Source organism: Massilia sp. (assembly GCF_032106685.1).
Taxonomy (GTDB): Bacteria; Pseudomonadota; Gammaproteobacteria; order Burkholderiales; family Burkholderiaceae_D; genus Telluria.
The window spans coordinates 9,278-32,638 of sequence record NZ_DAMCPG010000008.1; the positions used below are offsets into that span (position 1 = coordinate 9,278).

The 23,361-nt window shown below is 67.9% G+C and carries 28 protein-coding genes; 20 read left to right on the forward strand and 8 right to left on the reverse strand.

The window, feature by feature from the left end:
- Nucleotides 1–253 precede the first annotated feature (253 nt).
- Nucleotides 254–1,126 (forward strand): flagellin, encoded by an 873-nt coding sequence (locus RT688_RS06920; protein WP_313704109.1) that lies wholly within the window; start codon nucleotides 254–256, stop codon nucleotides 1,124–1,126.
- 80 nt (nucleotides 1,127–1,206) lie between these two features.
- Nucleotides 1,207–2,046 carry a hypothetical protein gene (locus tag RT688_RS06925; protein WP_313704110.1) on the forward strand — a complete coding sequence of 280 codons (840 nt, stop codon included), beginning with the start codon at nucleotides 1,207–1,209 and terminating at the stop codon, nucleotides 2,044–2,046.
- A gap of 178 nt (nucleotides 2,047–2,224) precedes the next feature.
- Here the strand turns inward: RT688_RS06925 and flhA are convergent, their stop codons facing one another.
- The 7 genes from flhA to RT688_RS06960 are packed head-to-tail and all read right to left on the reverse strand — an operon-like array spanning nucleotide 2,225 to nucleotide 8,482.
- Entirely contained in the window at nucleotides 2,225–4,318 is a 2,094-nt protein-coding gene (flhA, locus tag RT688_RS06930; protein WP_313704111.1) for a flagellar biosynthesis protein FlhA, read from the reverse strand.
- Nucleotides 4,315–5,457: a flagellar type III secretion system protein FlhB gene (locus tag RT688_RS06935; protein ID WP_313704112.1), complete on the reverse strand. Its 1,143-nt coding sequence runs from the start codon at nucleotides 5,455–5,457 to the stop codon at nucleotides 4,315–4,317. The genes flhA and RT688_RS06935 overlap by 4 nt, the downstream gene beginning before the upstream one ends.
- A complete protein-coding gene (gene fliR / locus RT688_RS06940; protein WP_313704113.1) occupies nucleotides 5,447–6,226 on the reverse strand; it encodes a flagellar biosynthetic protein FliR in 780 nt (259 codons plus the stop codon). Before fliR ends, RT688_RS06935 begins: the two co-directional genes overlap by 11 nt.
- Nucleotides 6,227–6,228: 2 nt before the next feature.
- Nucleotides 6,229–6,498, reverse strand: coding sequence for a flagellar biosynthesis protein FliQ (gene fliQ, locus RT688_RS06945; protein ID WP_313704114.1), 270 nt, complete (start codon nucleotides 6,496–6,498; stop codon nucleotides 6,229–6,231).
- Between the two features lie 15 nt (nucleotides 6,499–6,513).
- Complete coding sequence (gene fliP, locus RT688_RS06950) at nucleotides 6,514–7,278, reverse strand: flagellar type III secretion system pore protein FliP (RefSeq protein WP_313704216.1); 765 nt, start codon at nucleotides 7,276–7,278, stop codon at nucleotides 6,514–6,516.
- Nucleotides 7,278–7,616, reverse strand: a complete 339-nt coding sequence (locus RT688_RS06955; RefSeq protein ID WP_409521890.1) for a FliM/FliN family flagellar motor switch protein — start codon at nucleotides 7,614–7,616, stop codon at nucleotides 7,278–7,280. Before RT688_RS06955 ends, fliP begins: the two co-directional genes overlap by 1 nt.
- A 5-nt stretch (nucleotides 7,617–7,621) precedes the next feature.
- Entirely contained in the window at nucleotides 7,622–8,482 is an 861-nt protein-coding gene (locus RT688_RS06960; RefSeq protein ID WP_313704116.1) for a hypothetical protein, read from the reverse strand.
- 346 nt (nucleotides 8,483–8,828) lie between these two features.
- Between RT688_RS06960 and RT688_RS06965 the strand changes: the two genes are divergently transcribed.
- Genes RT688_RS06965 through flgJ form a run of 17 tightly spaced genes read left to right on the forward strand, consistent with a single transcriptional unit; the run spans nucleotide 8,829 to nucleotide 22,193 of the window.
- Nucleotides 8,829–9,161, forward strand: a complete 333-nt coding sequence (locus tag RT688_RS06965; RefSeq protein ID WP_313704117.1) for a flagellar hook-basal body complex protein FliE — start codon at nucleotides 8,829–8,831, stop codon at nucleotides 9,159–9,161.
- A 16-nt stretch (nucleotides 9,162–9,177) separates the two neighbouring features.
- Nucleotides 9,178–10,908: a flagellar basal-body MS-ring/collar protein FliF gene (gene fliF / locus RT688_RS06970; RefSeq protein ID WP_313704118.1), complete on the forward strand. Its 1,731-nt coding sequence runs from the start codon at nucleotides 9,178–9,180 to the stop codon at nucleotides 10,906–10,908.
- Nucleotides 10,889–11,908, forward strand: a complete 1,020-nt coding sequence (locus RT688_RS06975) for a flagellar motor switch protein FliG (protein WP_313704119.1) — start codon at nucleotides 10,889–10,891, stop codon at nucleotides 11,906–11,908. The genes fliF and RT688_RS06975 overlap by 20 nt, the downstream gene beginning before the upstream one ends.
- Nucleotides 11,905–12,600 carry a flagellar assembly protein FliH gene (gene fliH / locus RT688_RS06980; protein ID WP_313704120.1) on the forward strand — a complete coding sequence of 232 codons (696 nt, stop codon included), beginning with the start codon at nucleotides 11,905–11,907 and terminating at the stop codon, nucleotides 12,598–12,600. The genes RT688_RS06975 and fliH overlap by 4 nt, the downstream gene beginning before the upstream one ends.
- The gene (fliI, locus tag RT688_RS06985; protein WP_313704121.1) at nucleotides 12,597–13,913 is read left to right on the forward strand and encodes a flagellar protein export ATPase FliI; all 1,317 of its coding nucleotides are present in this window, start codon (nucleotides 12,597–12,599) and stop codon (nucleotides 13,911–13,913) included. The genes fliH and fliI overlap by 4 nt, the downstream gene beginning before the upstream one ends.
- Nucleotides 13,910–14,344 carry a flagellar export protein FliJ gene (gene fliJ, locus RT688_RS06990; RefSeq protein WP_313704123.1) on the forward strand — a complete coding sequence of 145 codons (435 nt, stop codon included), beginning with the start codon at nucleotides 13,910–13,912 and terminating at the stop codon, nucleotides 14,342–14,344. Before fliI ends, fliJ begins: the two co-directional genes overlap by 4 nt.
- A gap of 20 nt (nucleotides 14,345–14,364) precedes the next feature.
- Entirely contained in the window at nucleotides 14,365–15,726 is a 1,362-nt protein-coding gene (fliD, locus tag RT688_RS06995; protein ID WP_313704124.1) for a flagellar filament capping protein FliD, read from the forward strand.
- Between the two features lie 9 nt (nucleotides 15,727–15,735).
- A complete protein-coding gene (gene fliS, locus RT688_RS07000) occupies nucleotides 15,736–16,125 on the forward strand; it encodes a flagellar export chaperone FliS (protein ID WP_313704126.1) in 390 nt (129 codons plus the stop codon).
- Nucleotides 16,118–16,423 carry a hypothetical protein gene (locus RT688_RS07005; RefSeq protein ID WP_313704127.1) on the forward strand — a complete coding sequence of 102 codons (306 nt, stop codon included), beginning with the start codon at nucleotides 16,118–16,120 and terminating at the stop codon, nucleotides 16,421–16,423. The genes fliS and RT688_RS07005 overlap by 8 nt, the downstream gene beginning before the upstream one ends.
- Nucleotides 16,424–16,430: 7 nt before the next feature.
- Nucleotides 16,431–17,567 (forward strand): flagellar hook-length control protein FliK, encoded by a 1,137-nt coding sequence (locus RT688_RS07010; RefSeq protein ID WP_313704128.1) that lies wholly within the window; start codon nucleotides 16,431–16,433, stop codon nucleotides 17,565–17,567.
- 48 nt (nucleotides 17,568–17,615) lie between these two features.
- Nucleotides 17,616–18,077 carry a flagellar basal body-associated FliL family protein gene (locus RT688_RS07015; RefSeq protein ID WP_313704129.1) on the forward strand — a complete coding sequence of 154 codons (462 nt, stop codon included), beginning with the start codon at nucleotides 17,616–17,618 and terminating at the stop codon, nucleotides 18,075–18,077.
- A gap of 15 nt (nucleotides 18,078–18,092) precedes the next feature.
- Nucleotides 18,093–18,833: a FliA/WhiG family RNA polymerase sigma factor gene (locus RT688_RS07020; protein WP_409521891.1), complete on the forward strand. Its 741-nt coding sequence runs from the start codon at nucleotides 18,093–18,095 to the stop codon at nucleotides 18,831–18,833.
- A gap of 46 nt (nucleotides 18,834–18,879) precedes the next feature.
- Nucleotides 18,880–19,791, forward strand: a complete 912-nt coding sequence (gene motA, locus RT688_RS07025) for a flagellar motor stator protein MotA (protein WP_313704130.1) — start codon at nucleotides 18,880–18,882, stop codon at nucleotides 19,789–19,791.
- A 3-nt stretch (nucleotides 19,792–19,794) separates the two neighbouring features.
- Nucleotides 19,795–20,751: a flagellar motor protein MotB gene (locus RT688_RS07030; protein ID WP_313704131.1), complete on the forward strand. Its 957-nt coding sequence runs from the start codon at nucleotides 19,795–19,797 to the stop codon at nucleotides 20,749–20,751.
- 35 nt (nucleotides 20,752–20,786) lie between these two features.
- Nucleotides 20,787–21,062, forward strand: coding sequence for a flagellar biosynthesis anti-sigma factor FlgM (gene flgM, locus RT688_RS07035; RefSeq protein ID WP_313704132.1), 276 nt, complete (start codon nucleotides 20,787–20,789; stop codon nucleotides 21,060–21,062).
- The gene (locus tag RT688_RS07040) at nucleotides 21,062–21,490 is read left to right on the forward strand and encodes a flagellar protein FlgN (RefSeq protein WP_313704133.1); all 429 of its coding nucleotides are present in this window, start codon (nucleotides 21,062–21,064) and stop codon (nucleotides 21,488–21,490) included. The genes flgM and RT688_RS07040 overlap by 1 nt, the downstream gene beginning before the upstream one ends.
- Nucleotides 21,477–22,193, forward strand: coding sequence for a flagellar assembly peptidoglycan hydrolase FlgJ (gene flgJ / locus RT688_RS07045; protein ID WP_313704134.1), 717 nt, complete (start codon nucleotides 21,477–21,479; stop codon nucleotides 22,191–22,193). The genes RT688_RS07040 and flgJ overlap by 14 nt, the downstream gene beginning before the upstream one ends.
- Here the strand turns inward: flgJ and flgA are convergent.
- Nucleotides 22,183–22,911, reverse strand: a complete 729-nt coding sequence (gene flgA, locus RT688_RS07050) for a flagellar basal body P-ring formation chaperone FlgA (protein WP_313704135.1) — start codon at nucleotides 22,909–22,911, stop codon at nucleotides 22,183–22,185. The two genes, flgJ and flgA, sit on opposite strands and share 11 nt — an antisense overlap.
- Nucleotides 22,912–22,986: 75 nt before the next feature.
- On the opposite strand from flgA, the gene flgB reads away from it, so the two are divergent.
- Nucleotides 22,987–23,361, forward strand: a complete 375-nt coding sequence (flgB, locus tag RT688_RS07055) for a flagellar basal body rod protein FlgB (RefSeq protein ID WP_313704136.1) — start codon at nucleotides 22,987–22,989, stop codon at nucleotides 23,359–23,361.

Consider the following 23,361-nt stretch of genomic DNA (forward strand, 5'->3'; position numbering starts at 1 on the left):
CCGCGATGCTCAAGCAGACCAACAGCATGTCCTCGATGGTCATGTCGCTGCTGCAATAATACCGACCCGTCCGGCGCAGCGCGCCGGAGCGTACCCGGGCCAGCCGTTCGCGGCTGGCCTTGTACGTTTACGGGGCGGGAACGACCGTCTCAAAAATTTCCTTTAGGAATTTAATGAACAGGCCGCCATGGTCGTCTTGTAGTAGTGAGAGCAGATTGACTGCTCCACGACCATTCAATACCTGGAGCTGAACATGCTGAGCCTTCACACCAACGCCGCCACCCTGTCGGCACAAAACTCGATCGGTCGCACCCAGTCGAGCCTGTCGACCTCGATGACCCGCCTGTCGACCGGTTTCCGTATCAACTCGGCCATGGACGACGCGGCCGGCCTGCAGATCGCCACCCGCCTGAAAGCGCAAACCAGCGGCATGGCCGTCGCCATGCGCAACACCCAGAATTCGACCTCGATGCTGCAGACCGCCGAAGGCGCGCTCGACGAAGTCACCAACATGCTGGTGCGCATGAAGGACCTGGCCACCCAGGCATTCGACGCCTCCTCGACCGACGCCGACAAGGATGCCATGCAGTCGGAATACTCGCAGCTCGGCGCCGAGATCAAGAACATCATGACCAAGACCACCTTCGGCGGCAAGGACCTGATGATCGGCGGCACCCTGGGCACCACCGGCGGCATGGTCTTCCAGATCGGCGCCAGCGCCGGCGAAACCATGAAGCTGAACCTGGAAGCGTCGATGAAGACCGCCGGTACGCTCGACAAGGCCCTCGAAGGCGTGTCGAAATCGTACAAGGACAGCGGCGCAGGCGCCGAGCTGAACACTGCCGGTGCGGCCAACACCATCATCACCACGATCGCCAGTGCGGTCGACAGCGTCGCCACCATCCGCTCGAGCCTGGGCGCCGCGGCCAACCGCCTCGACCACGTCTACAACAACCTGGCCAACATCAGCACCAACACCAAGAACGCCACCGGCCGCATCATGGACGTCGACTTCGCCACCGAATCGGCGAACATGACCTCCAAGCAGATGCTGATGCAAGCCGGCACCGCGATGCTGAAGCAGACCAACAGCATGTCCTCGATGGTCATGTCGCTGCTGCAGTAATACCGACTTGCTCTGGCCGACCGGCCGGGTTGTACCAGGGCCAGCCGCTTCACGGCTGGCCTTTTTTTTGAGCGCGCGCCATGGCCAGCATCCTTCCCATCCCTTCCCTCCCTCCCCCGGTCGTGCCGCCGTTGCAGGCCTCCGCCATCGCCGCCGTCGCGCCCGTTGCCTTCGCCGCGGCGGAAAGCCAGCTGCCGCTGCCGCAGTCGCAGCCGCTGGCGGCCAATCCCGCGGCGCCTGGCGCCGCCGAAACCCAGGCCGACGGCGCGGCGATGCGGCCGGACCAGGTGTTCATGTCGCGCCAGCTGGTGTTCCAGCAGGCCGACGCCCGCACGCTGGCCGCGAGCTGGCGCACCATGGTCGGCGGCTACGCCGCGGCCCTGATCGAGCGCCAGCTGCGCGCCCAGGGCGGCGCCATGGCGCCCGCGCTGCTCTTGGCCGGCCAGGACGGCCGCGCGGCCGGGCGCGGCGCCGACGCACCGGTGCTGCCGGCGGACGCCTGGCGCTTCACCGTGCACGCGGGCAGCGCCCAGGCCCAGCACCTGGAGGTGGTGCGCAAGGGCGCCGACCAGCCGCCGGGCCGCCGCCGCCGGCCGCGCGCCGCGCTGCGGCTGGAACTGGCGCTGCTCGATGGCAGCGTGGTCGCGGTGCAGGTCGAGCCGGTGCCGGGCGGCGTGGCGCTCGAGCTGGCCGCGGCCAGCGACGAGGCGCTCGAGCGCCTGCGCGGCCTGCAGCCGATGCTGGAGGAAGCGGTGCGGCGTGCCGGGCTGCGCGTGCTGCGCTGGAGTTTCCGGGGTCACCTGGCGCCGGCCGGCGCGGCGCATGCGGCGCTGGCGGCAGAGGATGTGGGTGAGGTGCTGAGCCTGCCGGTGTTCAGGGCGGTGGCGGAGCTGGCGCTGGTGTTGCCGGGACGGGGGTGAAATAAAATTTCATTCAGCATCGCTGAGTGAAAGAATATTTCAACCCAGTTTCATGCATCGTGCAGCGTGGGTTCAAGAACCCACCCTACAATGGCGGTGTTCGTAGGGTGGGTTCTTGAACCCACGCGGTACCACCTTCGAGCAGTCCAAAAAAAACGGCGCCGCGGCGCCGTTTTGCTTACCCCACCGTGCCGACGATCGACACTTCCCGGTTCTCGGGAATCTCGTTATACGACAGCACGTTCAGGCCTGGCGCGAACAGCTTGGCGTAGCGCGCCAGCAGCGGGCGCACCTGCGGCAGCACCAGCAGGAGCGGCGGCGTGTGCTGCTGCTTCATCTGCTCGCGCGCGACCGGCATGTTGATCTGCAGTTGCGACAGCAGTTGCGGGTCGATCGGGTAGTTGTCCAGCGCGACCTTGCCGCCGCCGTTCTGGCGCGCCTGGTTCAGGGAACCGAGCAGCATGTTTTCCAGTTCGGCCGACAGGTTAAAGGCCGGCATGTCCTTCTTCTTGCCGAACAGGCTGGAGACGATCTGGCGCCGCAGCGCGCAGCGCACCTCGGCCGCCAGCAGGATCGGGTCCTTGGTGGTCTCGGAGGCGTCGAGCAGCGTGGTGCCGATCACCACGATGTCCTTCAGCGACACGCCCTCGGCCAGCAGCACGCGGAACACGCGCAGCAGCTGGGTGTGGTTCAGCGCCTTGGACAGCGCGTCGGCCAGCTTCGGCGACAGGGCCGTCAGGCGTTCCATCAGCGCCGGCACGTCCTCATGGCGGAACAGCTCGTGCATGTGGTCGCGGATGACTTTCGACACGTGGGTCGCGATCACACTCGGCACCTCGACCACCTGGTAGCCCTGGCCCAGCGCCTCGCCCTTCTGCTGCGGCTCGATCCAGGTCACGGCCATGCCGAAGGCCGGCTCCAGGCCCGGGATGCCGTCGATCTCGCCGTAGACGTTCGGCGACGGGATCGCCATCAGGTGGTCCGGATGCACTTCGCCCTCGGCCACCACCACGCCCGACAGGCTGACCGAATATTGCGAGGGACGCAGGGCCAGGTCGTCGCGCACGCCGATGCTTGGCAGTACCATGCCCATCGACTCCGACAGGCTCTGGCGGATGCCTTTCACGCGCTTGGTCAGCTGCTCGCCCTGGGCCTTGTCGACCAGGCCGACCAGCTTGTAGCCGACCGCCACCGAGATCGGCTGCACCACCGGCAGCGCCTGCCAGTCGAGATCGGGCGCGCGCTCGTCGCGCAGCGCCGCCTCGATCGCGGCCACGCCGGCATCGTCGGCCGGCTGCACGCGGGTATGCAGGCGCCAGCCGGCATACCCGAGCACCGCGGCGAAGATCGCGAAGACGAGGAAGGGCATGCCCGGCACCAGGGCCAGGATCACCATCACGCCGGCGGCCGCGAACAGCACCGTGGGTTGGGCCAGCAGCTGGCCGCCGACCTGCTTCTCCAGGTCGCCGGATTCGCCGATGCGGGTCACCAGGATCGCGGCGGCGCTTGATAACAGCAGCGCCGGGATCTGGGCAACGAGGCCGTCGCCGATGGTCAGCAGCGCGTAGACACGGAACGACTCGCCGATCGGCAGGTCGTACATCAGGGCGCCGATCGCGACGCCGCCGATCAGGTTAATGATCAGGATCAGGATCGAGGCGATGGCGTCGCCGCGCACGAATTTCGAGGCGCCGTCCATGGCGCCGTAGAAGTCGGCCTCCGCCGCCACGTCCTTGCGGCGCTGGGTCGCCTTTTCCTGGTTGATCAGGCCGGCGTTCAGGTCGGCGTCGATCGCCATCTGCTTGCCCGGCAGCGCATCCAGGGTGAAGCGCGCCGACACTTCCGAGATACGTTCCGAGCCCTTGGTCACGACCACGAAGTTGATGATCATGAGGATCACGAACACCACCAGGCCGACCACGAAGTTACCGCCGATGACGACGTTGCCGAAGGATTCGATGACGTTACCGGCCGCGTGCGTGCCCTCGTGGCCGTGCAGCAGCACGACGCGGGTGGAGGCCACGTTCAGCGCCAGGCGCATCAGGGTGGTGCCGAGGATGACCGTCGGGAAGACCGAGAAGTCGAGCGGCCGCTTGGCCGACACCGCGACCAGGATCACGATCACGGCCAGCACGATGTTGAACGTGAACAGGACGTCGAGCAGCACCGGCGGCAGCGGCAGCATGATCATCCCGAGCAGCATCAGGAGGAAGGCCGGGGCGGCGTATTTCTGGCGCCGCAGTTCGGCGACGAAGGCGTTCAGCGAATTCATGATGGTGTTACCTCGCTCAAATGGTGTGGCACCGCCACATCAGTCGGAAACCGTGGGGGCGCCTGGCGCCGGCCTGCACGGAAAGCATTCAATTGCAGCACATAGTTCAGCACCTGCGACACCGCCTGGTAGAGCTGGGCGGGAATCTGCTGCTGCACCTGGCTGGTGTTGTAGATGGCGCGCGCCAGCGGCGGCAGCTCGAGCGTCTCGACCTTGTGCTCGCGCGCCACGCGCTTGATGTAGAGCGCCATCTCGTCCACGCCCTTGGCCACCACGAAAGGCGCCTCGGCGCGGTCGGTGTCGTACTTCAGCGCCACCGCATAGTGCTCCGGGTTGACGATCACCACGTCCGCCGTCGGCACGGTCTTGTTCACGCTGCGCCGCGCCAGCTGGTGCTGCAGCTGGCGGATGCGCTGCTTCACCTCGGGCTTGCCCTCGGTGCTCTTGTGTTCTTCCTTTATCTCCTGCTTGCTCATGCGCTGGTTGCGCGTGAACAGGAAGGACTGCACCGGCACGTCGATCAGCGCGAAGACGACGAACACGGCCACCATCGCCATCAGCGCATCGAACATCATCGAGACGCCGCGCACCATGGCGTCGCCCAGCGGCAGGTGCTGCAGGTCGACGTAGGCATGGATGCCCGATCGCGTGACGTGCACCAGCACCAGGCCCAGCACGACCGCCTTGGCCAGCGAAGTCGCGAACCCGACCGCGTGCTTCTGGGTGAACAGGTTCCCCAGGTTCTTCATGGGACTTAAGCGCCCGAACTGCGGCGTCATGTTCTTGCCCGACAGGACCCAGCCGCCGGGCACCAGGCCGCCGATCACGATCGCCACCGGCACCGCCGCCAGCGGCAGCACCATCTTGATCAGCAGCATCAGCGACGCCATGAACACCACCGACATCGCGTTCTCGATCGCTCCTGCCTCCCCCAGCGGCACATAGACCAGCCGGAACAGCGCGCGGAACGATTCCAGGTACGAGGGCAGCATCAGCGAGAACACTTTCAGGCTGACCAGGATGCCGATCGCGGTCGCCAGGTCGCGCGAGCGGACGACCTGGCCCTGCTCGCGCGCCTTCTTGAGCTTCTGCGCCGAGGGTTTTTCGGTCTTGTCGCCGCCGGTGCCGTTATCCGCCATGGGCCGCCCTCATCTGCTGCCCGATCATCTCGAGCACCTGGTTGGTGAGCTGGATGTAGTGCTCGGGAATGAAACGCACCAGTTGCACCAGCATCAGCAAGCCGAAGATCGTCACCAGCGAAAAGCCCAGCGAAAACAGGTTCAGCGAGGGCGCCACGCGGTTCAGGAAGCCGAAGCCGATCTGCACCACCATGGTCGAGAACACGATCGGCAGCGCCAGCAGCACCGCCGCGGCGAACACCCAGCCCAGGTTCAGCGCCACCGCCTGCAGCATCAGCGGCCCCAGGCCCTGCCCCACCGGCCAGGCGCGGAAGCTCTGTCCCAGCACGCTGGTCAGCACCAGGTGGCCGTCGATGGCGAAGAAGACAAAGATCGCCACCAGCGCCAGCAGGCTCGAGATCACGTCGGACTGCTGGCCGTTGACCGGGTCGTTCATCTGCGCCATGGCGAAGCCGATCTGGCTCGACACCAGGTAGCCGAGCATGGCGAGGGCCGCGGTGGCGAACTGCAGCGCGAAGCCGAGCACGCCCCCGACGATGGCCTGCTCCAGCATCGCCACCACGCCGTGCAGCGAGAACGGGTCGGGCATCGGCATGTCTTTTGTTATCGGCAGCATCAGGAACGACAGCACCAGCGCCAGCAGTGCGCGCACCGGCATCGGCACCAGGCCCTCGCCGATCACCGGCGCGGTCGAGAACAGCGCCATGATGCGGCAGAACGGCCACCACAGCGCGCCGATCAGGGGCAGCAGGAAGCTGACCAGCTCCATCGTCAGGTGGCGAGCGCGGCCGCGCGCTGGAACACCGACACGCAATAGTCCATCAGGTAGCCGGTCATCCAGTGACCGGCCAGGATCAGCGCCGCCAGCGTCACCAGCAGGCGCGGCAGGAAGCTGAGGGTCTGTTCGTTGATCTGGGTGGCGGCCTGGAACAGCGCGACCACCAGGCCCATGACCAGGCCCGGCACGACCAGCACCATGACCAACAGCATGACCACGCGCAGCGCTTCGGCCACCAGGTCGACGGCGACATCAGGATTCATCGATTGCTCCGGTTGCTAGTAGCCGTGGATACTGCCCACGAGGGTGTTGACGGTCAGGGTCCAGCCGTCGACCAGCACGAACAGCAGCAGCTTGAACGGCAGCGAGATCACCAGCGGCGAGAGCATCATCATGCCCATCGCCATCAGCACCGATGAGACCACCAGGTCGATGATGAGGAAGGGGATGAACAGCATGGCGCCGATCTGGAACGCGGTCTTCAGTTCGGACAGGACGAAAGCGGCCAGCTTGACGGTGAAGGCGCGGTCTTCCGGTTTCATGTTGGCCGGCTCGCCGGCCAGGTGCGCGACCTGGGCCAGCGCGGTCTTGCTGGTCTGGGCCAGCATGAAGCGCGACAGCGGCTTCTCGGCGGTCTTCAGGGCCTGCTCCAGGCCGATCTGGTCCTTGTCGTAGGGGACGAAGGCTTCGTTCCAGACCTGCACCCCGATCGGGCGCATCACCAGCAGCGTCAGGATCAGGGCGATGCCGGTGATGACGCGGCTCGGCAGGCCCTGCTGCAGGCCGAGGGCCTGGCGCAGCAGCGAGAGCACGATCACGAAGCGCGTGAAGCTCGTCATCATCATGACCAGCACGGGCAGCAGCCCGAGCAGGGTCATGAGGACCAGGATCTGCGATTTCACGCTCAATCCGGAGTTGGCGCCGGGGATGACCCCGGCCAGCACGTCGGCGGCTCCAGCGGGAGCGGCGCTCATCAACATTAGCGCCGCCACGCCGATCGGCGCGGCGGTACGGCGCAATGCGGCGCCGCTCGTGGTGAACATCATTGTGCGATCAGGTCCAGGTTCAGACCGTCGAGGTCGATCACTTTCAGGCCGTACTGCTCGCCCGCCACCACCACTTCGGCGCGGCCGATCGGGGCGCCGTTGACCTTGATGACCAGCGGTTCGCCGGCGATCGTATCGAGCGGCAGCACGCTGGCCGGGCCCAGGTCCATCAGGTCCTGCAGCGACACGCGGGCCGAGCCCACTTCCAGGGTCAGCGTGACCGGGATGCGGCGCATCATCTGCGGCAGGCGCGGGTTGCGCGGTGCGGGACCGGCGGTCAATTGCGCTTCCTCGTCGAGGAGAACGTCGACAGCCAGCTGCTCATTGAGGTTCATGTCCATTATTCGGCGTCTTCAAAAGAGGTTAAACAGAGCTTGCCCTTGTGCTCGGCGACGGCGGAGGTGAACAGGCGCGCTTCGTCGAGCAGGACGTCGGCGCGGCCGACGGTCACCGGAATCACGTCGCCCACCTGCAGGGCGAACAGCTTTTCGAGCGTGATCTCGTGGCTGACCAGGCGGCCGTCGAGTTTCACTTTCAGGTTGGCCGCCAGCGGTTCGGCCGGGCGCGCGGCGCGCAGGACCGGACGTTCCGGCTGCAGCGCCTGCAGGATCAGGCCCATCATCTTCTGGTCCGGCGCGATCCAGCAGCGCGCGCTGCCGCCGGCATGCGGTTCGCGCAGCGTGACCGCGATCGCCCAGGCGTTGCGGCCCGGTGCGCCGGCGGCGGCGGCCTTGCCCGCCGGCGCCGGCAATTCGATACCCGCCCGCGTGGCGGCGCCGCGCACGCAGCGCGCAAGCAGCTCGGCCAGTTGCGCGCTCAAGGTCTGGCCCAGGCGCTCCTCGGTCGCGCTGACGCGCTCGCCGGACGGGTCGCGCAGCGGCGCCGCGGCGCCCTTGCCGCCGTAGCGCGCTTCGAGCAGGCCCACCAGCAGGGTGCGCTCGAAGGCGACCGCCGCCTGGCCGCAGGGGCCAGCCACGCCCAGCCAGCGCAGCGCGGCGCCTTCCGGTGCGCGTGCGAACTCCACCTGGGCGACCGCGAAGCCGCCCCAGTAACGGCGCGAGGCGGGTGCGGCCAGCAGGAGCGCCAGGTCGTCGGCAAATGCGGCGGCAAAGGTCGGCAGCAAATGCACGGGGCGCCCGAGCAGGCAGGGATCGAGCACCTGGTGCGGACGCGTCTGTTCGGGAGAATTGTTAATCGGCATGAATGTCGAATTGATTATAGCTATCGGGACGTGCTTTTATTTCATTCCCTAAGGCAACAATTATACCCCCGAAATTGTTTCAGATCATTTGATATTCCTCTTTGAATTCCCCGTTGCCCTACGGTAAGATCGTATCTTGATTTACGCCGCCTCCCAGCAAAATCACCCGGCCCACGAGGGAAAACGTGAAATCAACAGCGCGTTTGACACACACTTTTGTGCAAGTTTGAAATGCGCAATATTTAACAATTGGCGTTAAAACGACAGTTATTCCCCGCTCTTCTGTCGCATAAACACCACTAGCTGTGTCACCGACACGCAACACAGAACCAATAGGATTTAACAAATGGGAACTGAACTTGCCGGTCTGATCAAAGCTGACCTTGCCGCACTGACAAACGAAGCACAACGCCTTGCCATCGCGCCATCGGTGCAAACGGCGGAAAGCAAGCCTTCCGGCTTTTCCTTTGCCCAGACCATGAAGGATGCGATTCGCAGCGTCGACGACCAGGACCAGGCGGCCGCCGCCAGGATGGCCGACGTCGACAGCGGCAAGAGCGACGACCTGGTCGGCGCCATGCTGGCCAGCCAGCAAGCCAGCCTGTCCTTCTCGATGTTGATGCAGGTTCGTAACAAAGTGATGGGCGCGGTCGACGAACTGATCAAGCTGCCTGTCTGATTAACAGCACACCACGATGATCTCGAAGCTCAAGAATGCCTTCGGCGAAGGCGGCCTGAAAAGCCTGCCCGCCTTCCCCGCCCTGCTGCGCAACAACCTGACACCGCTGCTGGTCCTCGCCATCGTCATCACGGCCGCCGTGATGATGTTCATGTGGCAGGACCAGGCCAGCTACAAGCCCGTGTTCGGCGCGCGCGAGAAAGTCGCCGTCAGCGACATGATGAGCGTGCTCGACGCCGAGGCGATTCCCTACCGCATCCACCCGGACAGCGGCCAGGTCATGGTGCCGTCCAGCCAGCTGGGCAAGGCGCGCATGCTGCTCGCGGCCAAGGGCGTGACCGCCCAGCTGCCGGCCGGCCTGGAACTGATGGACAAGAACGATCCGCTGGGCGTGTCGCAATTCGTGCAGGACGTGCGCTTCCGCCGCGGCCTGGAAGGCGAGCTGGCGCAGAGCATCCTGACGCTCGACGCCATCGCCTCGGCGCGCGTGCACCTGGCGATCGCCAAGAACAGCTCGTTTGTCGCCGGCAGCGCCGACCAGTCCTCGGCCTCGGTCGTGGTCGCGGTCAAGCCGGGCCGCACCCTGGGCAACGAGCAGATCGCCGCGATCGTCAACATGGTCTCGGGCAGCGTCGCCAGCCTGTCCCCGGCGCGCGTGTCGCTGGTCGACCAGGCCGGCAACTACCTGTCCTCGCGCGTCGACCTGAGCGAAGGTTTCGATGGCGCCGCCCAGGGCGACGCCGCGGCCCAGCGCGTGGCGCAGGAAGTGCGCGCCAACGTCGCCGAGCTGCTCGGCCCGGTGCTGGGCGCGAACAACTTCAAGGTCAGCGTCACCGCCGACATCGACAACGACAAGATCGAGGAAACCCAGGAAAAGTACGGCGAAGCGCCGAAGGTCACCAGCGAAGCGATGCGCGAAGAGATGGAGAAGAACCGCCTCGCGCTGGGCGTGCCGGGCACCCTGTCGAACCGTCCGCCGGTGCCGGCCGACCCGAACGCGCCTGCCGACGCCAACGCCCAGGCCGAAGCCGACAAGGGCGACAACAACAACTCGCGCAAGAACGCGACCACCCGCCAGTACGCCTACGACCGCGCGATCACCCAGATCAAGCGCTCGCGCGGCCGCCTGCGCAAGCTGTCGGTGGCGGTGGTGCTGAACAACGCCAGCGCGGCCGACGCCAAGACCGGCTTCAACCAGGCGGAACTGGCCAACATCGAGAAGATCCTGCGCGGCGGCCTGGGCATCGACACCGCGCGCGGCGACGTGCTGGCCGTCTCGAGCCTGAACTTCCCGGCCCCGGCCCCGGTGGAGCCGTGGTGGCAGGAGCGCGACACCGTGGTCGACGCCACCGGCTACGGCATCTGGATCGTCGGCGCCCTGCTCGGCTACCTGCTGCTGGCCCGTCCGCTGCTGCGCACGATCAACCAGCGCCTGGCGCCGCAACTGCCGGCGCCTGGCGCCGCCCCGGCCCTGCCGGGTAGCGCCGCCGGTGCCGCCGCCGTGGCTGCGCCGAACGCGCTGCCGGCCCTGGCCGGTACCGGCATGGCCGAGCCAGGCGCGGCCGGCGCCGGCGTCGGCACGATGCCGGTGGTGCCGCTGCTCGAAAACTACGATTTGCCCCCGGCCGGTTCGGCCGTGGACGTGATGGTCGACCATCTGAAGGTACTGGCCGGCAAGGAGCCGGAGCGCGTCGCCGAAGTGGTCAAACAATGGGTGCAGAAGAAACATGGCCGAACTGAACAATAACGACGGCGAAGCCGTCCTGAGCCCGGTCGAGCAAGCCGCCATCGTGCTGCTGTCGATCGGCGAGGAACCCGCCGCCGCGGTGCTGCGCTGCCTCGAGCGCGAAGAGCTGATCGAGCTGACCCAGGTCATGTCGCGCATGAGCGGCATCAAGGTCGACTCCGTGAAGTACGCTGTCCAGAACTTCTTCGACGACTACCGCCAGCAAAGCGGCCTGCACGGCGCCTCGCGCAGCTACCTGAAGCGCTCGCTCGACCTGGCGCTGGGCAGCGACATCGCCAACAGCGTCCTGAACACGATCTACGGCGACGCCATCCGTCCGATGATGGCGCGCCTGCAGTACGCCTCGCCGAAGTGGCTGGCCGAGTTCGTGGCGCACGAGCACGTGCAGATGCAGGCCGTGTTCCTGGCCTTCCTGCCCCCTGCCCTGGCCGGCCAGATCATCGAATCGCTGCCGGAAGAAGGCCGCGACCTGGTGCTGCTGAACCTGGCGCGCCTGGACGAGATCGACCGCGACCTGCTGCGCGAACTGGAAGAGCTGGCGACGCGCTGCCTGTCCGCGCTCGACACCCAAAGCGCCAGCGTCGAGGGCGTGCGCCAGGTCGCCGAGATCCTGAACCGCCTGCCGAACAACCGCGCCGGCATGGTCGAACTGCTGCGCGCGCACGACCCGGAAGTGGTGTCGCAGATCGAGATGTCGATGTACGACTTCTTCATCCTGTCGCGCCAGACCGAGCAGGTCATCACCCGCCTGCTCGACGAAGTGCCGCTCGAGCAGTGGGCGATCGCGCTCAAGGGCGCCGAACCGGCCCTGCGCGACGCCATCCTGTCGGCCATGCCGAAGCGCCAGGCGCAGTCCTTCGAGGACCTGATGCGCCGTTCGGGCCCGGTGCCGATGTCGCGCATCGAGCAGACCCGCAAGGACATCATGGCCGCCGTCAAGGCCCTCGCCGACGCCGGCGAGATCGACGTGCAGCTGTTCGCCGAGGCCACTGCCGAATGAAGCAGTTCCGGCCATTCCATTTCCCGCCGCTGGCCCAGGTGCGCGCGGCCGCGCGCGCCGCGGCCGATGCCGGCCACGACGCCCCGGACCAGGAGGACTGGGACGGCGCGCTGGCGGCGGGTTATCGCCAGGGCCAGCAGGACGGCTACGACGCCGGCTTCGAGCAGGCGCGCCTCGAGGGCTTCGAGGCCGGCCAGGCCGAGGGCCGCAGGCAGGGCCTGGAGGCAGGCCATGCCGAGGGTCTGGAGCGGGCGCTGGCCGGCTTCGAGGAGCTCGCCAAGCCGATCGACAACGCCCTCAAGTCCCTGAAAAAACTGAAGTCCGACTACCGCGCCGCCCAGCGCAAGGAAGTCGTGGACCTGGTCGGCAAGATCGCGCGCCAGGTGATCCGCGCCGAGCTGGCGCTGCAGCCGACCCAGCTGCTGGCCCTGGTCGACGAGGCCCTGGCCGCGATGCCGCCTTCGCGCGACACGGTCGAAGTGCTGATGAATCCGGAGGAACTGCGCCGCGTGAGCGAACTCGATCCGAAGCGCGCCAAGAAGTGGAACCTGCTGGCCGATCCCTCGCTCGAGCCGGGCGAATGCCGCGTCAAGTCGGGCGACCACGAAGTCGATGCCGGCTGCCAGGGCCGCCTGGCCGCCTGCATGGACCAGGTGCGCGACGCCCTCGAAATCGAAGGAGAAAAGGCATGACGGCGCTGGTCGACGCCCTGCGCTCGCTCGACATCGGCGCGGTGCCGGTGGCCACGCCCACCGGCCGCCTGGTCGGCGCGCAGGGCCTGCTGCTGGAAAGCGTCGGCTGCAAGCTGCACACCGGCCAGCGCGCCCGCATCGAACTGGTCGACGGCGGCTGGCTCGACGCCCAGGTCGTGGGTTTCCGCGACAAGGTGTCCTACCTGATGCCGTTCAAGAAGCCGCATGGCCTGGCCACCGGCGCGCGGGTGCTGCCCGAGAAAAACGCCAGCAAGCTGATGATCGGCCCGTCGTGGCTGGGACGCATGGTCAACGGCCTGGGCGAGGAAATCGACGGCCTTGGCCGGCTCGGTGGCGACCAGCCGCTCGAGACCACGCCGCCGAAGGTGAACCCGCTGCGCAAGACCCCGGTTGACGAGCCGCTCGACGTCGGCGTGCGCGCCATCAATGCCATGCTCACGCTGGGCAAGGGCCAGCGCGTCGGCCTGATGGCCGGCTCCGGCGTCGGCAAATCGGTGCTGCTGGGCCTGATCACGCGCCAGACCGTGGCCGACGTCGTCGTCGTCGGCCTGATCGGCGAACGTAACCGCGAGGTGCGCGAATTCGTCGAGAAGTCGCTCGGCCCGGATGGCCTGAAACGCGCCGTATTGGTGGTGGCGCCGGCCGACGAGTCGCCGATGATGCGCGTGATGGCCACCGAACTGTGCCACTCGATCGCCGCCCACTTCCGCGACCGCGGCCAGAACGTGCTGCTGCTGGTCGACTCGCTCACCCGCTACGCGATGGCGCTGCGCGAAGTGGCGCTGTCGCTGGGCGAGCCGCCGGCCACGCGCGGCTATCCGCCGTCGGTGTTCTCGAACCTGCCGCAGCTGGTCGAATCGGCCGGCAACGGCGAGAACCCGCAAGGCAGCATGAGCGCGATCTACACCGTGCTGGCCGAAGGCGACGACCAGCAGGACCCGGTGGTCGACACCGCGCGCGCAATCCTGGACGGCCACATCGTGCTCACGCGCGAACTGGCCGAACGCGGCCACTATCCGGCCATCGACGTGGCGCAATCGATCAGCCGCTGCATGGCCCAGGTCGTGAGCCCGGACCACGCGAACGCGGCGCGCAAGCTGAAGGCGGCGCTGGCGCGCCATGCGCGCGTGCGCGACCTGATTCCGCTGGGCGCCTATACGCCCGGCGCCGATCCGGAGACCGACCGCGCGGTCCGGCTGCAGCCGCACATCGAGGCCTTCCTGTGCCAGGGTACGCGCGAAGGCGCGCCGCTCGACACCTGCGTCACGCAACTGCAGGGGATGATGGCATGAAGAGGAACGATGCGATCCGCAGCCTCGATACCCTGGTGCAGCTGCGCAGTACCGAGGTCGACCGCCTGCAGACGGAACTGGCGCGCCAGGAAGCCACGCGCGCACGCTACCAGGCGAACCTGGAACGGCTGCATGCGCTGGCCGAAGGCAGCGGCGCCTCGGGCCGGCTGGCGCCGGCGCTGGCCCTGAACTGCGGCCAGTACAAGCAGGCCGTGTTCGCGCTGGCCGACAGCCACCGCACCGACCTGCATCTGCACGAAGCCAACATGGCGGTCGCGCAGCGCAACTTGACCGCGGCGTGGACGCGCCGCGAACTGCTCGGCAAGGTGCTCGAGCAGCAGCAGGACGCGCACGCGCGCGAACAGGAACGCGCCGCACGAAAGCGCGAGGACGACATCGCCACCCAATCGTGGCTGGCAGGACGGGCGTGAAGCCCCAATAAGGAGAATCCATGGCGATCAATACCACTTACGATCCGACAAGCACAGCACAGGCACTGGCCGAACAGTTCGTTTCGGGTCGTCAGACGATGCTGACGAACCAGACGAATGCCGCCGCCGCCGCCGCCAAGGGCCTGAGCACGCTTGGCTCGGCAATCAGCAGCTTCCAGTCCGCGCTGCTCGGCCTGACCGGCGCCAACAAGACCATCGCGGCCAACAGCGCCATCTTCAGCGACACGACCGCCGCGACCGCCACCGCCACGGCTGCCGCGGCGACCGGCAGCTACACGTTCTTCGTCGAACGGGTCGCCACCGCGCACAAGGTGTCCTACAGTGGCCTGACCGACTTCGCCGGCAGCGGTTCGCTCACGCTGGGCAGCGGCAGCAATTCGTTCACGCTCGACCTGAGCGGCAAGTCGAACTGGACGGTGCGTGACCTGGCCGCCGCCATCAATGGCGATACCAACAACACCAGCATCTCGGCCTCGGTGATCACGACCGGCAGCGGCGTGTCGGAACTGGTGCTGACCGCGAAAAATACCGGCGAAAGCAATGCGATCACGCTCAAGCCAAGCGACCCGGACAACGCCGCCGATGCCGCCCTGGCCGCGAAATTCGGCACCGCGAACGAATTGACCGAGGCGCTGGACGCCGTGCTGCGCGTCGGCTCGGAAGGCGGCACCCCGATCACCCAGCCAGGCAATACCTTCAACGTCATCGACGGCGTCACCATGACGCTGACGAAGGCGCAAGCGACCGGAAGCACGCCGCTCACGCTGACCGTCGCCGCCGACAGTTCGAAGACGACCGCCAACGCCCAGGCCTTCGTGGATGCGTACAACAAGCTGAAGGCGGCGCTCGACGCCCTGGTCAACCCGGCCGATCCGGCTAGCGGCTCGCAAGCCGGCGCCTTCGCCGGCGACAGCGGCGTGCGTGCGCTGCGCGACCGCCTGGTCAGCATCGTTCGCAATACCGGCAGCGCCACGCTGGCAGGCTTCGGCATCACCGGCGGCCGCGACGGCCTGCTCAGCCTGGACAGCACGCGCCTGACGAAAGCGCTGGCTGCCAATCCGAAGGGTCTCGACTCCCTGATCGGCAGCACCGCGACCGGCAGCGCCAGCGGCATCGCCGCCCAGCTCGATTCCTACCTGAAGACCTGGAGCAGCAGCGTCAACGGCCAGATCCAGAGCCGCAAGGCAGCCGTGAGCAAGTTGCAAGGCGAACTGGCCACCCGCCAGACCACGCTCGACCGGCAGTACGACAGCGCCTATGCGCGCTACCTCGCGCAGTTCACGCAGCTGCAATCCGTTCAGAGCAGCATGTCCTATAACACCTCGCTGTTCGACGCTTTGTTCAGCAGCAGCAAAGATTAAAGTACACCCATGTCCTATCAAGAAGCCTACGGCAGCTATCACGCTGCCAACCTGGACGCGCAGACTTCGCGCGCTTCCCCGGTGGAGCTGGTCCTCTTGCTCACCGACGGCCTGCTGGACGAACTGGCGCGCGCACGCGGCCACATCGTCGGCAAGCGCTACGAACTGAAAGCCAACAGCATCGACAAGTGCTGCGAAATCATCAACGGCCTGTCGAGCTCGCTCGACTTCGAGCAGGGCGGCGAGACGGTGGCCAACCTGGCGCGCCTGTACGACTTCTGCGCCGCGCGCCTGCAGGGCGCCGGCATCAAGATGGACCCGGCGATGATCGATGAAGTCGTGGAGATCCTGACCACGATCCGCCAGGGCTGGCAAGGCGTGCAGGCGCGCAATGGCTAGGAGCGCGGCGATCGGCATGCTTGCCGCCGGGTTCCGGGACGCCGCCGCGGGGCGCGACTGGGAGCGCCTCGGCGCCCTGGCCAAGGCGCTGGCGCCGCAGCTGGCGGCGCTGGCCGCGCGCGGGCCGTGGAGCGCGGCCGAACTGGCGGCGCTGGCGCGCCTGCGCGCGGCCCACGACGACGCCGCCGCGGCCTGCGCCGAGGCCCTGGAACACCTGGGCCAGCGCCTGGCCGAGATGCGCAACAACAAGGATGGCTGGATGGCGTATGCGCTGGCCAGCGAGACCGAATCAGCCTGACGACACGATGAACCTGAACCTGACCACCCCGAACCTGCCGGCCACCGGCAAGGGCGCACAGCCGGCCGAGCCGGTCGCGGCAAACACTGCCGGCATGCCCGCGGCAGCCGACCAGGGCGCGACCATGGCCGCTGGCCCGAGCGCGGCGGCCGCCGCGCTGCCGGGCGAGGCCGCGCAGGCGCCGGCGCAACCGGCGCTGGCGTTTGCCCAGTGGCTGGGCCTGGACCAGCCGCCCGGGCAGGCCGCGACCGATGGCGCCGACGTGGCCGTGGCAGAGGAAGCCGTGGACGAGCGGCAGCCGGCCGACGATGTCCTGCTGGGCGCCATGGCGATGCCGCTGATGCCGGTGGCGCAAGCCACCCTGGCCGCGGTCGTTGCCGCGCTGCCGGGCGTGCGCGCCCCTAAAGATCCTGCGGCTGCCGCCGATACCGGTATTTCGCCGGCGCCGGAAGCCGCCGTCCGCGTCGACCTGCGCCCGGCAAGCGTTCCCGCCGCAGCGCCGACGCTCGCCGACACCACGATGCCGGCAGCGGCAGCGACCGGCCAGCAGAAGAACACGGCGGCCCCTGCCCCGGCGGCCGACGCCTTCGCCGGCGTCGAGGCCGGCCAGGACCAGGCGAGCACCGGCGATCGCGGCCTGGCCCAGGCCTTCGGCGTGGCCGCTCCGGCAAACGGCGCGGCCCAGCGCGGCGCCGACACGGTGACGCTCTCGGGCCCGCCGACCGCCTGGCGCCAGACCCTGCACGAGGCGCTCGGCGAGCGCCTGCAGCTCCAGCTCGGCAAGAACGCCGAGCAGGCGGTGATCCGCCTCGAGCCGCCGATGCTGGGCCGCGTCGAGATCGCGATCCGCCACAGCGCCGGCGCGCTCGAGGTGCACATCTCGGCGACCCACGGCGAAGTGCTGCGCCAGCTGCAGACGGTCAGCGAGAACCTGCGCAACGACCTGGCCCAGCGCCAGTTCACCGATGTCGCGGTCAACGTGACCCAGGCGGCGCGCGGCGCGAACGCGGCGCCGCAGTTCGCCGGCGACGGCGGTAACCGCGGCCGCCAGCAGGACGGCCAGCAACAGGAACAGGCGCCCGGCAATGCCCTGGCCGAGGCCAACGACGGCGCCTCCGCGTTCTCGCTGAACGCCCGCGCCTGACCTACCCACTAAAGAATCAATCCAGGAACGATGAACAGCAAGCTGAAAATGATCATTGGCGTTGTCGCCGTCGCGGTGCTCAGCGCCGCCGCGGCGGGCGGCGCCATGTGGTGGCTGAAGCCGCAGGCCGCGCAGGCCGGCGACGCAGCGCATGCCGCCGAAACGCCGAAGAAAAAGGAAAAGTCGGACAAGCCGGTCAAGTACGTCACCCTCGACAAGGTGATCGTGATGCTGCGCCGCGCGCCGAACGAGGCCCAGGCGCACTACCTGTCGACCGACCTGGTGCTGGCCACCGACGAGAAACGCGAGAAGCTGACCAAGGACCACCTGCCGCTGCTGCGCGCCGTCGCCGTGCGCGCCCTGTCGGCGCACACGCTGGCCGAGGCCTCGGGCATGACGGTCGAGCAATACGCCGAGCAACTCAACAAAACCTTCGATGCCAATTATGCGAGCGAAGAACGGGAGAAGCCGTTCGACGAAGTCATGATCGGCAAGCTGATCGTCGAATGAACCTTCGGGGATAACGTGGCCTACCTAGCCGACTACGCCGACACGTCCTGCGCCAGCGAATACCACGAGGCCGCCGTTGCCTCGGGCATGAGCCCGCGCGAGGAACAGCGCCACCTGGTGGCGTACGCGCCGCTGGTCAAGCGCATCGTGCGCCAGCTCAATTCGCAGGTCTCGGGCACGATGTCGCGTGAGGACATGGAGCAGATCGGCCTGATGGGCCTGCTCGAAGCGCTGCGCCGCTACGGCACGCCCGACAATGGCTTCGGCAGCTTCGCCTCGCTGCGCATCCGCGGCGCCATCCTCGACGAGCTGCGCCGCCAGGACTGGCGTCCGCGCGCCGTGCGCCAGGACGCGCACCGCCTGCGCGACGGCCTGCGCGCCCTCACCCGCCAGCTCGGGCGCGAGCCGACGCCGCAGGAAGCGGCCGGGGCGCTGGGCATCACCCAGGAAGCCTATTTCCAGCATCTGCTCGACGACGGCGCCGAAGAGATGCTGTCGTTCGACGAAGTGCTGCAGGAAGCGACCGAACAAGCGCACAGCGCGCCCGGCCCGGAAGAGTCGCTGCTGGTGCGGCGCAGCCTGGAACAGGCCCTGGCGGCCTTGAGCGAGCGCGAACAGCGCGTGATCCAGATGATCTACGAGTTCGAGCTCAGCTACAAGGAAATCGCCGCCGTGCTCGACCTGTCCGACGCCCGCGTCTGCCAGCTCAACAAGAGCGCGCTGGCCAAGATGAAGGCTGCCCTCGAGGCGCGCTGATACAACAACAAGAGAACACCATGCAAACCATCCTGAAAGGCCCGTCATGCAGCAACTAATCGGTATCCTCATTGTGCTCGGCTGCGTTTTCGGCGGCTTCGCGCTGATGGGCGGGACCGTCACCGCCATCTGGCACCCGGTCGAGATCCTGATCATCGTCGGCGCCGCTTTCGGTGCGCTCGTGATCGGCAACGAAAAGCACGTGCTCGGCGAAATGGCGCACCAGCTCAAGAAGATCGCCTCGCGCAAGAAGCACGATTCGGAATTCCAGCGCCAGCTGCTGCTGCTGATGTACGAACTGCTGCAACTGGCCGCCGGCGGCCTGAAGGCCCTCGACGCCCACGTCGAGGCGCCGCGCGAAAGCGAGATCTTCCAGCGCTATCCGCGCATCCTGCAGGAGCCGAAGCTGCTGGCCTTCATCGTCGACAACTTCCGACTGATGGCGATGGGCAAGATCAACGCCCACGAGCTCGAAGGCGTGCTGGAACAGGAACTGGAAGCCATCCACGAGGAGCTGACCCAGCCCTCGAAGTCGCTGCACAAGATCGCCGAAGGCATGCCGGGCTTCGGCATCCTGGCGGCCGTGCTGGGCATCGTGATGGCGATGTATTCGGTCTCCGGCGGCGCCGACTCGGGCCTGATCGCCGAGAAGGTCGGCGCGGCGATGGTCGGCACCTTCATCGGCATCTTCTTCTGCTACGGCCTGCTCGACCCGCTGTCGAACATGATGAAGCAGCTGGTCAACTCGGAAGCGTCGACCATGGAAACCGTGAAGGTGGTGCTGTGCACCCACGTGGCCGGCAAGCCGGCGCTGCTGGCGATCGACGCCGGCCGCCGCCTGATCCAGCTGAACGCCAAGCCCAGCTTCGCGCAGCTCGAGCAGTGGATCAACGCGATGGGCGGCGAGGACGAGTCGCAGAACAAGCGCCGCCGTTCCGGCGACCGGATGACGGGGTAAGCGGTGTCGAAGCTGAACGACAAGCACGGCGAGACCATCGTCAAGCGTGGCGGCGGCAAGCACGACCACGACGAGCACGGCGGCGCCTGGAAAGTCGCCTTCGCCGACTTCTGCCTGGCGCTGCTGTCGCTGTTCCTGGTGCTATGGCTGATGGCCGCGCGCGAAAAGGAAGCCGTGCAGAACATGATGAAGGACGCCGCCGCCGGCCAGCTGGAAGGCCCGGGCCGCCGCCCTGAAATCTCGAGCAACCCGAGCGGCAGCCTGATCGAGCGCTTCCCGACCATGCACGACGGCACCGGCCCGGCGAATGCCGCCGGCGCCGACAGCGCCACGCGCGTGTCCTACGACTCGCCGGCCGACCTGGCCGCGCTGTCGAAGAAGCTGGAAAAGATGAGCGAGGAAGCGGGTCTGGCGTCGAACCTGGAAGCGACGGTGACGCCCTTCGGCCTGCGCGTGATGCTGCACGACACCGACAAGCAGGGCATGTTCATGCGCGGCAGCGCGCTGCCGACCGGCCGCTTCGCGCGCCTGCTGCAGAAAATGGGCCCGCTGTTCGCGCAGATGGAAAACCAGATGCTGATCGTCGGCCACACCGACTCGGTGCAGTACACGTTTGCCGAGAAGACCGGCATGTCGAACTGGGCGCTGTCGTCGAACCGCGCGATGGCCGCGCGCTCCCAGCTGCTCAGCGGCGGCATGCGCCCCGACAGCGTGCTGCAGGTGGTCGGCATGGCCGACCGCGCACCGCTCGACGCAAAGAACACCGACGCCGACGTCAACCGGCGTATCGAACTCATGATCCTGACGCGCGCGCAATCGCGCACGGTCGCGGCCATGTTCGGCGCCCCGGGCGCGACCCGCGAACTGGTCGACGGCGTCTCCGTCAGCGCCGCCGGCGCGAACGAGAACGCAGCCCCGGCCGGCGACGTGCAGGCACTGAGCGGCCAACTGGCGAAGTAACCATGACGATTCAATCGAAAACCCGAGGTACCCGCATGAAAATCACTGGAACCGGCGCACCGGTCATGACGCCTGCCGTTGGCGGCGCCGCAGCTGCCACCACCGCCGCCCCTGCCGCTGCCGCCAGCGCCGCCGCCCCGGCCGCCCTGGAATCGGAAGTGCTGCAGCCGGCGGCCCAGGCCCTGCGTGCCATGCCGGACTTCGACGCGGCCCGCGTGGCCGAACTGCGCGACGCGCTGGCCAAGGGCGAACTGCCCTTCGATCCGGCGCGCCTGGCCGGCATGATCCAGCGCTTCCACGGAGGCCGCTGATGACCCGCATGACGCGCCAGCAGGCCGTCGCCGCGCTCGCGGACGGCGTGCAGCGCGACCTGGACGCGGCGAAAGCCATCCTGGCCCTGCTCGAGCGTCAGTTCCAGGCCGCGCTGCGCCACCAGGGCGCCGAACTGGGCGCGCTGGCCGAAGAGCTGACGCCGGCGCTGGACGCGATGGACGCGCGCCGCCGCCAGCGCGTGGCCCTGGTGCGCGCCCTGCATGGCGTCGACGGCACGATGGCGCAGTTCATCGCGGCCCAGCCTGAGCCGGGCCGTGCGCGCCTGGCCGCCGCCTGGTCCGAGCTGGAGCGCCTGGTGGTCGCCTGCAAGGCCGCGACCACGCGCAACGGCAACCTGCTGGCCGACCAGTTCACCACCATGCAGCGCGTGCTGCATGGCGAGGAGCAGACCTATGCGCCACGCTGAGTTTTCGACCACGCCGCTGTCGGCCACGCTGCCGGCCGCCCCGACCCGCCCCACCGCCGCCATCGGCGGCGGCAGCGGTTTCGGGCGCGCCTTCGCCGAGGTGCAGGGCGAAGTCGCGGCCTTCATCCAGAACGGCGGCACGACGGCCACCGACCTGACGCCCGAAGGCGCGCTGTGGCGCCAGCGCAGCGCCGCCGAGGTGCTGGCCCCGGATGAAGTGGAGAACGGATCGAAGAGCGAGGAACAGCAGGCCTTCCTGGACAGTATCGCCCCCTGGGCGCGCGAAGCGGGCGCGAAGCTCGGCGTGGCGCCGGAACTGGTGGCGGCGCACGCGGCGCTCGAATCGGGCTGGGGCCAGCGCCCGATCCCGAACGCGAACGGCGCCAGCAGCCACAACCTGTTCGGCATCAAGGCCAGCGGCAACTGGAACGGCGCCGTGGCCGAAACGGCCACCACCGAATACGTCGGCGGCGCGGCGGTCAAGACCAACGCGCGCTTCCGTGCCTATCCGGACGCGGCCAGCGCCTTCCGCGACTACGCGCAGATGCTGCTCGATAACCCGCGCTACAAAGGCGCGATCGGCGCCGGCAGCGACGCCCACGCCTTCGCCCAGGGCCTGGCCCGGGGCGGCTACGCGACCGATCCGGCCTACGCCGCCAAGCTGGCGCGCCTGGCCGGCAAGCTGCAGGGCATCAACGGCTGATGGGTGGCCTGTCGGCGGGTTCGACCATGCCGGGCGCGGTCACGCGCATGCGCACGACCTGGCCGCTGGAGGCATTGCGCACCCGCACCAGCGCACCCTTGGCCCCGGTGTCGAGCGCTTCACCGGCCGTGCTGACCTCGATGCCGTCCTGGCGCGCAATCATGACGACGGCGTCGCCGCGCTTGACCAGGATGGGCGCGCTTAGCGAACTGTTACGTAAAACGTCGCCCGCGCGCAACGATCTGCGACTCGTTTGGCCTACCGCATCAATTGGGCTGACTACAGGGTCCGTAATGCTGGTAATGTCCCGTTGCCCTACGGTAACATTAGCGTCTGTGAGCACTTCGTTGGCGGCGACCGGGGTGGCGGTGATCGCCACCGACGCGGAAATGCGGGCCCGCACGATGTATTCCTGACGGCCGGCGCCGGCGCCCGGGCAGCGCACCGCGAAGCGCATGCGGGCCGGCTGGCGGGTGTCGAGCACGTCGACCTCGACCGGGCCCGAACAAGCCGGCGCCGCGCGCGGCGGCACCACGGTGAGCGCGAAACGGGCGTCGACGAGGCCGCTGGCCTCGGCCTGCTTCTCCAGCTCGGCGCGGGCGGTCTCCTCGACCTGGCCGGCGATGGTGGGTGCGGCGAACGCCGCTACGGGGATCAGCAAGGACGACAGCGGCAGCAGGAGCGGCGACAGGACATGGCGGGCGGTACGAAGAATCATTGCGACAGGCCTTGGCAATCAAAGATTCAAGCATTTTAACGAAACACACTGCAGTTCACGACGGAGGACAAGCGAATGACGATCAACTTTAAGGAAGCACTGGGCGTGCATGCCGACGCGCTGCACGTGCGCGCCGAGCGCACCAAGGTGCTGGCCGCGAACATCGCCAACGAAAGCACGCCGGGCTTCACCGCGCGCGACCTCGACTTCGGCGCGGTGCTGCAGGAGCGGATCGAGGCGGAAGCGGGCGAAGCAGGCATGGGCCTGCCCTCGTTCTCGGACGGCGACGCGCTCTACCGCGTGCCCTTCCACCCCAGCGCCGACGGCAACACCGTCGAAATCGGCGTCGAGCAGGCCGCGTTCTCGCAGAACGCCTCCGACTTCCAGACCAGCCTCACCTTCATCAACATGAAGCTGCGCGGCCTGGCCAAAGCCATCAACGGACAATAA

Coding starts and splice junctions, on each gene's coding strand:
- flgA (WP_313704135.1), bottom strand. CDS start 22,911: ATGATTCTTCGTACCGCCCGCCATGTCCTGTCGCCGCTCCTGCTGCCG.
- flgJ (WP_313704134.1), top strand. CDS start 21,477: ATGCGCCACGCTGAGTTTTCGACCACGCCGCTGTCGGCCACGCTGCCG.
- RT688_RS07040 (WP_313704133.1), top strand. CDS start 21,062: ATGACCCGCATGACGCGCCAGCAGGCCGTCGCCGCGCTCGCGGACGGC.
- motA (WP_313704130.1), top strand. CDS start 18,880: ATGCAGCAACTAATCGGTATCCTCATTGTGCTCGGCTGCGTTTTCGGC.
- RT688_RS07010 (WP_313704128.1), top strand. CDS start 16,431: ATGAACCTGAACCTGACCACCCCGAACCTGCCGGCCACCGGCAAGGGC.
- flhA (WP_313704111.1), bottom strand. CDS start 4,318: ATGAATTCGCTGAACGCCTTCGTCGCCGAACTGCGGCGCCAGAAATAC.
- fliH (WP_313704120.1), top strand. CDS start 11,905: ATGAAGCAGTTCCGGCCATTCCATTTCCCGCCGCTGGCCCAGGTGCGC.
- fliP (WP_313704216.1), bottom strand. CDS start 7,278: ATGTTCACCACGAGCGGCGCCGCATTGCGCCGTACCGCCGCGCCGATC.
- fliI (WP_313704121.1), top strand. CDS start 12,597: ATGACGGCGCTGGTCGACGCCCTGCGCTCGCTCGACATCGGCGCGGTG.
- RT688_RS06955 (WP_409521890.1), bottom strand. CDS start 7,616: ATGAACCTCAATGAGCAGCTGGCTGTCGACGTTCTCCTCGACGAGGAA.
- RT688_RS07015 (WP_313704129.1), top strand. CDS start 17,616: ATGATCATTGGCGTTGTCGCCGTCGCGGTGCTCAGCGCCGCCGCGGCG.
- RT688_RS06960 (WP_313704116.1), bottom strand. CDS start 8,482: ATGCCGATTAACAATTCTCCCGAACAGACGCGTCCGCACCAGGTGCTC.
- RT688_RS06965 (WP_313704117.1), top strand. CDS start 8,829: ATGGGAACTGAACTTGCCGGTCTGATCAAAGCTGACCTTGCCGCACTG.
- fliJ (WP_313704123.1), top strand. CDS start 13,910: ATGAAGAGGAACGATGCGATCCGCAGCCTCGATACCCTGGTGCAGCTG.
- flgB (WP_313704136.1), top strand. CDS start 22,987: ATGACGATCAACTTTAAGGAAGCACTGGGCGTGCATGCCGACGCGCTG.
- RT688_RS06975 (WP_313704119.1), top strand. CDS start 10,889: ATGGCCGAACTGAACAATAACGACGGCGAAGCCGTCCTGAGCCCGGTC.
- fliR (WP_313704113.1), bottom strand. CDS start 6,226: ATGGAGCTGGTCAGCTTCCTGCTGCCCCTGATCGGCGCGCTGTGGTGG.
- fliF (WP_313704118.1), top strand. CDS start 9,178: ATGATCTCGAAGCTCAAGAATGCCTTCGGCGAAGGCGGCCTGAAAAGC.
- fliQ (WP_313704114.1), bottom strand. CDS start 6,498: ATGAATCCTGATGTCGCCGTCGACCTGGTGGCCGAAGCGCTGCGCGTG.
- RT688_RS07005 (WP_313704127.1), top strand. CDS start 16,118: ATGGCTAGGAGCGCGGCGATCGGCATGCTTGCCGCCGGGTTCCGGGAC.
- fliS (WP_313704126.1), top strand. CDS start 15,736: ATGTCCTATCAAGAAGCCTACGGCAGCTATCACGCTGCCAACCTGGAC.
- fliD (WP_313704124.1), top strand. CDS start 14,365: ATGGCGATCAATACCACTTACGATCCGACAAGCACAGCACAGGCACTG.
- RT688_RS06935 (WP_313704112.1), bottom strand. CDS start 5,457: ATGGCGGATAACGGCACCGGCGGCGACAAGACCGAAAAACCCTCGGCG.
- RT688_RS06925 (WP_313704110.1), top strand. CDS start 1,207: ATGGCCAGCATCCTTCCCATCCCTTCCCTCCCTCCCCCGGTCGTGCCG.
- flgM (WP_313704132.1), top strand. CDS start 20,787: ATGAAAATCACTGGAACCGGCGCACCGGTCATGACGCCTGCCGTTGGC.
- RT688_RS06920 (WP_313704109.1), top strand. CDS start 254: ATGCTGAGCCTTCACACCAACGCCGCCACCCTGTCGGCACAAAACTCG.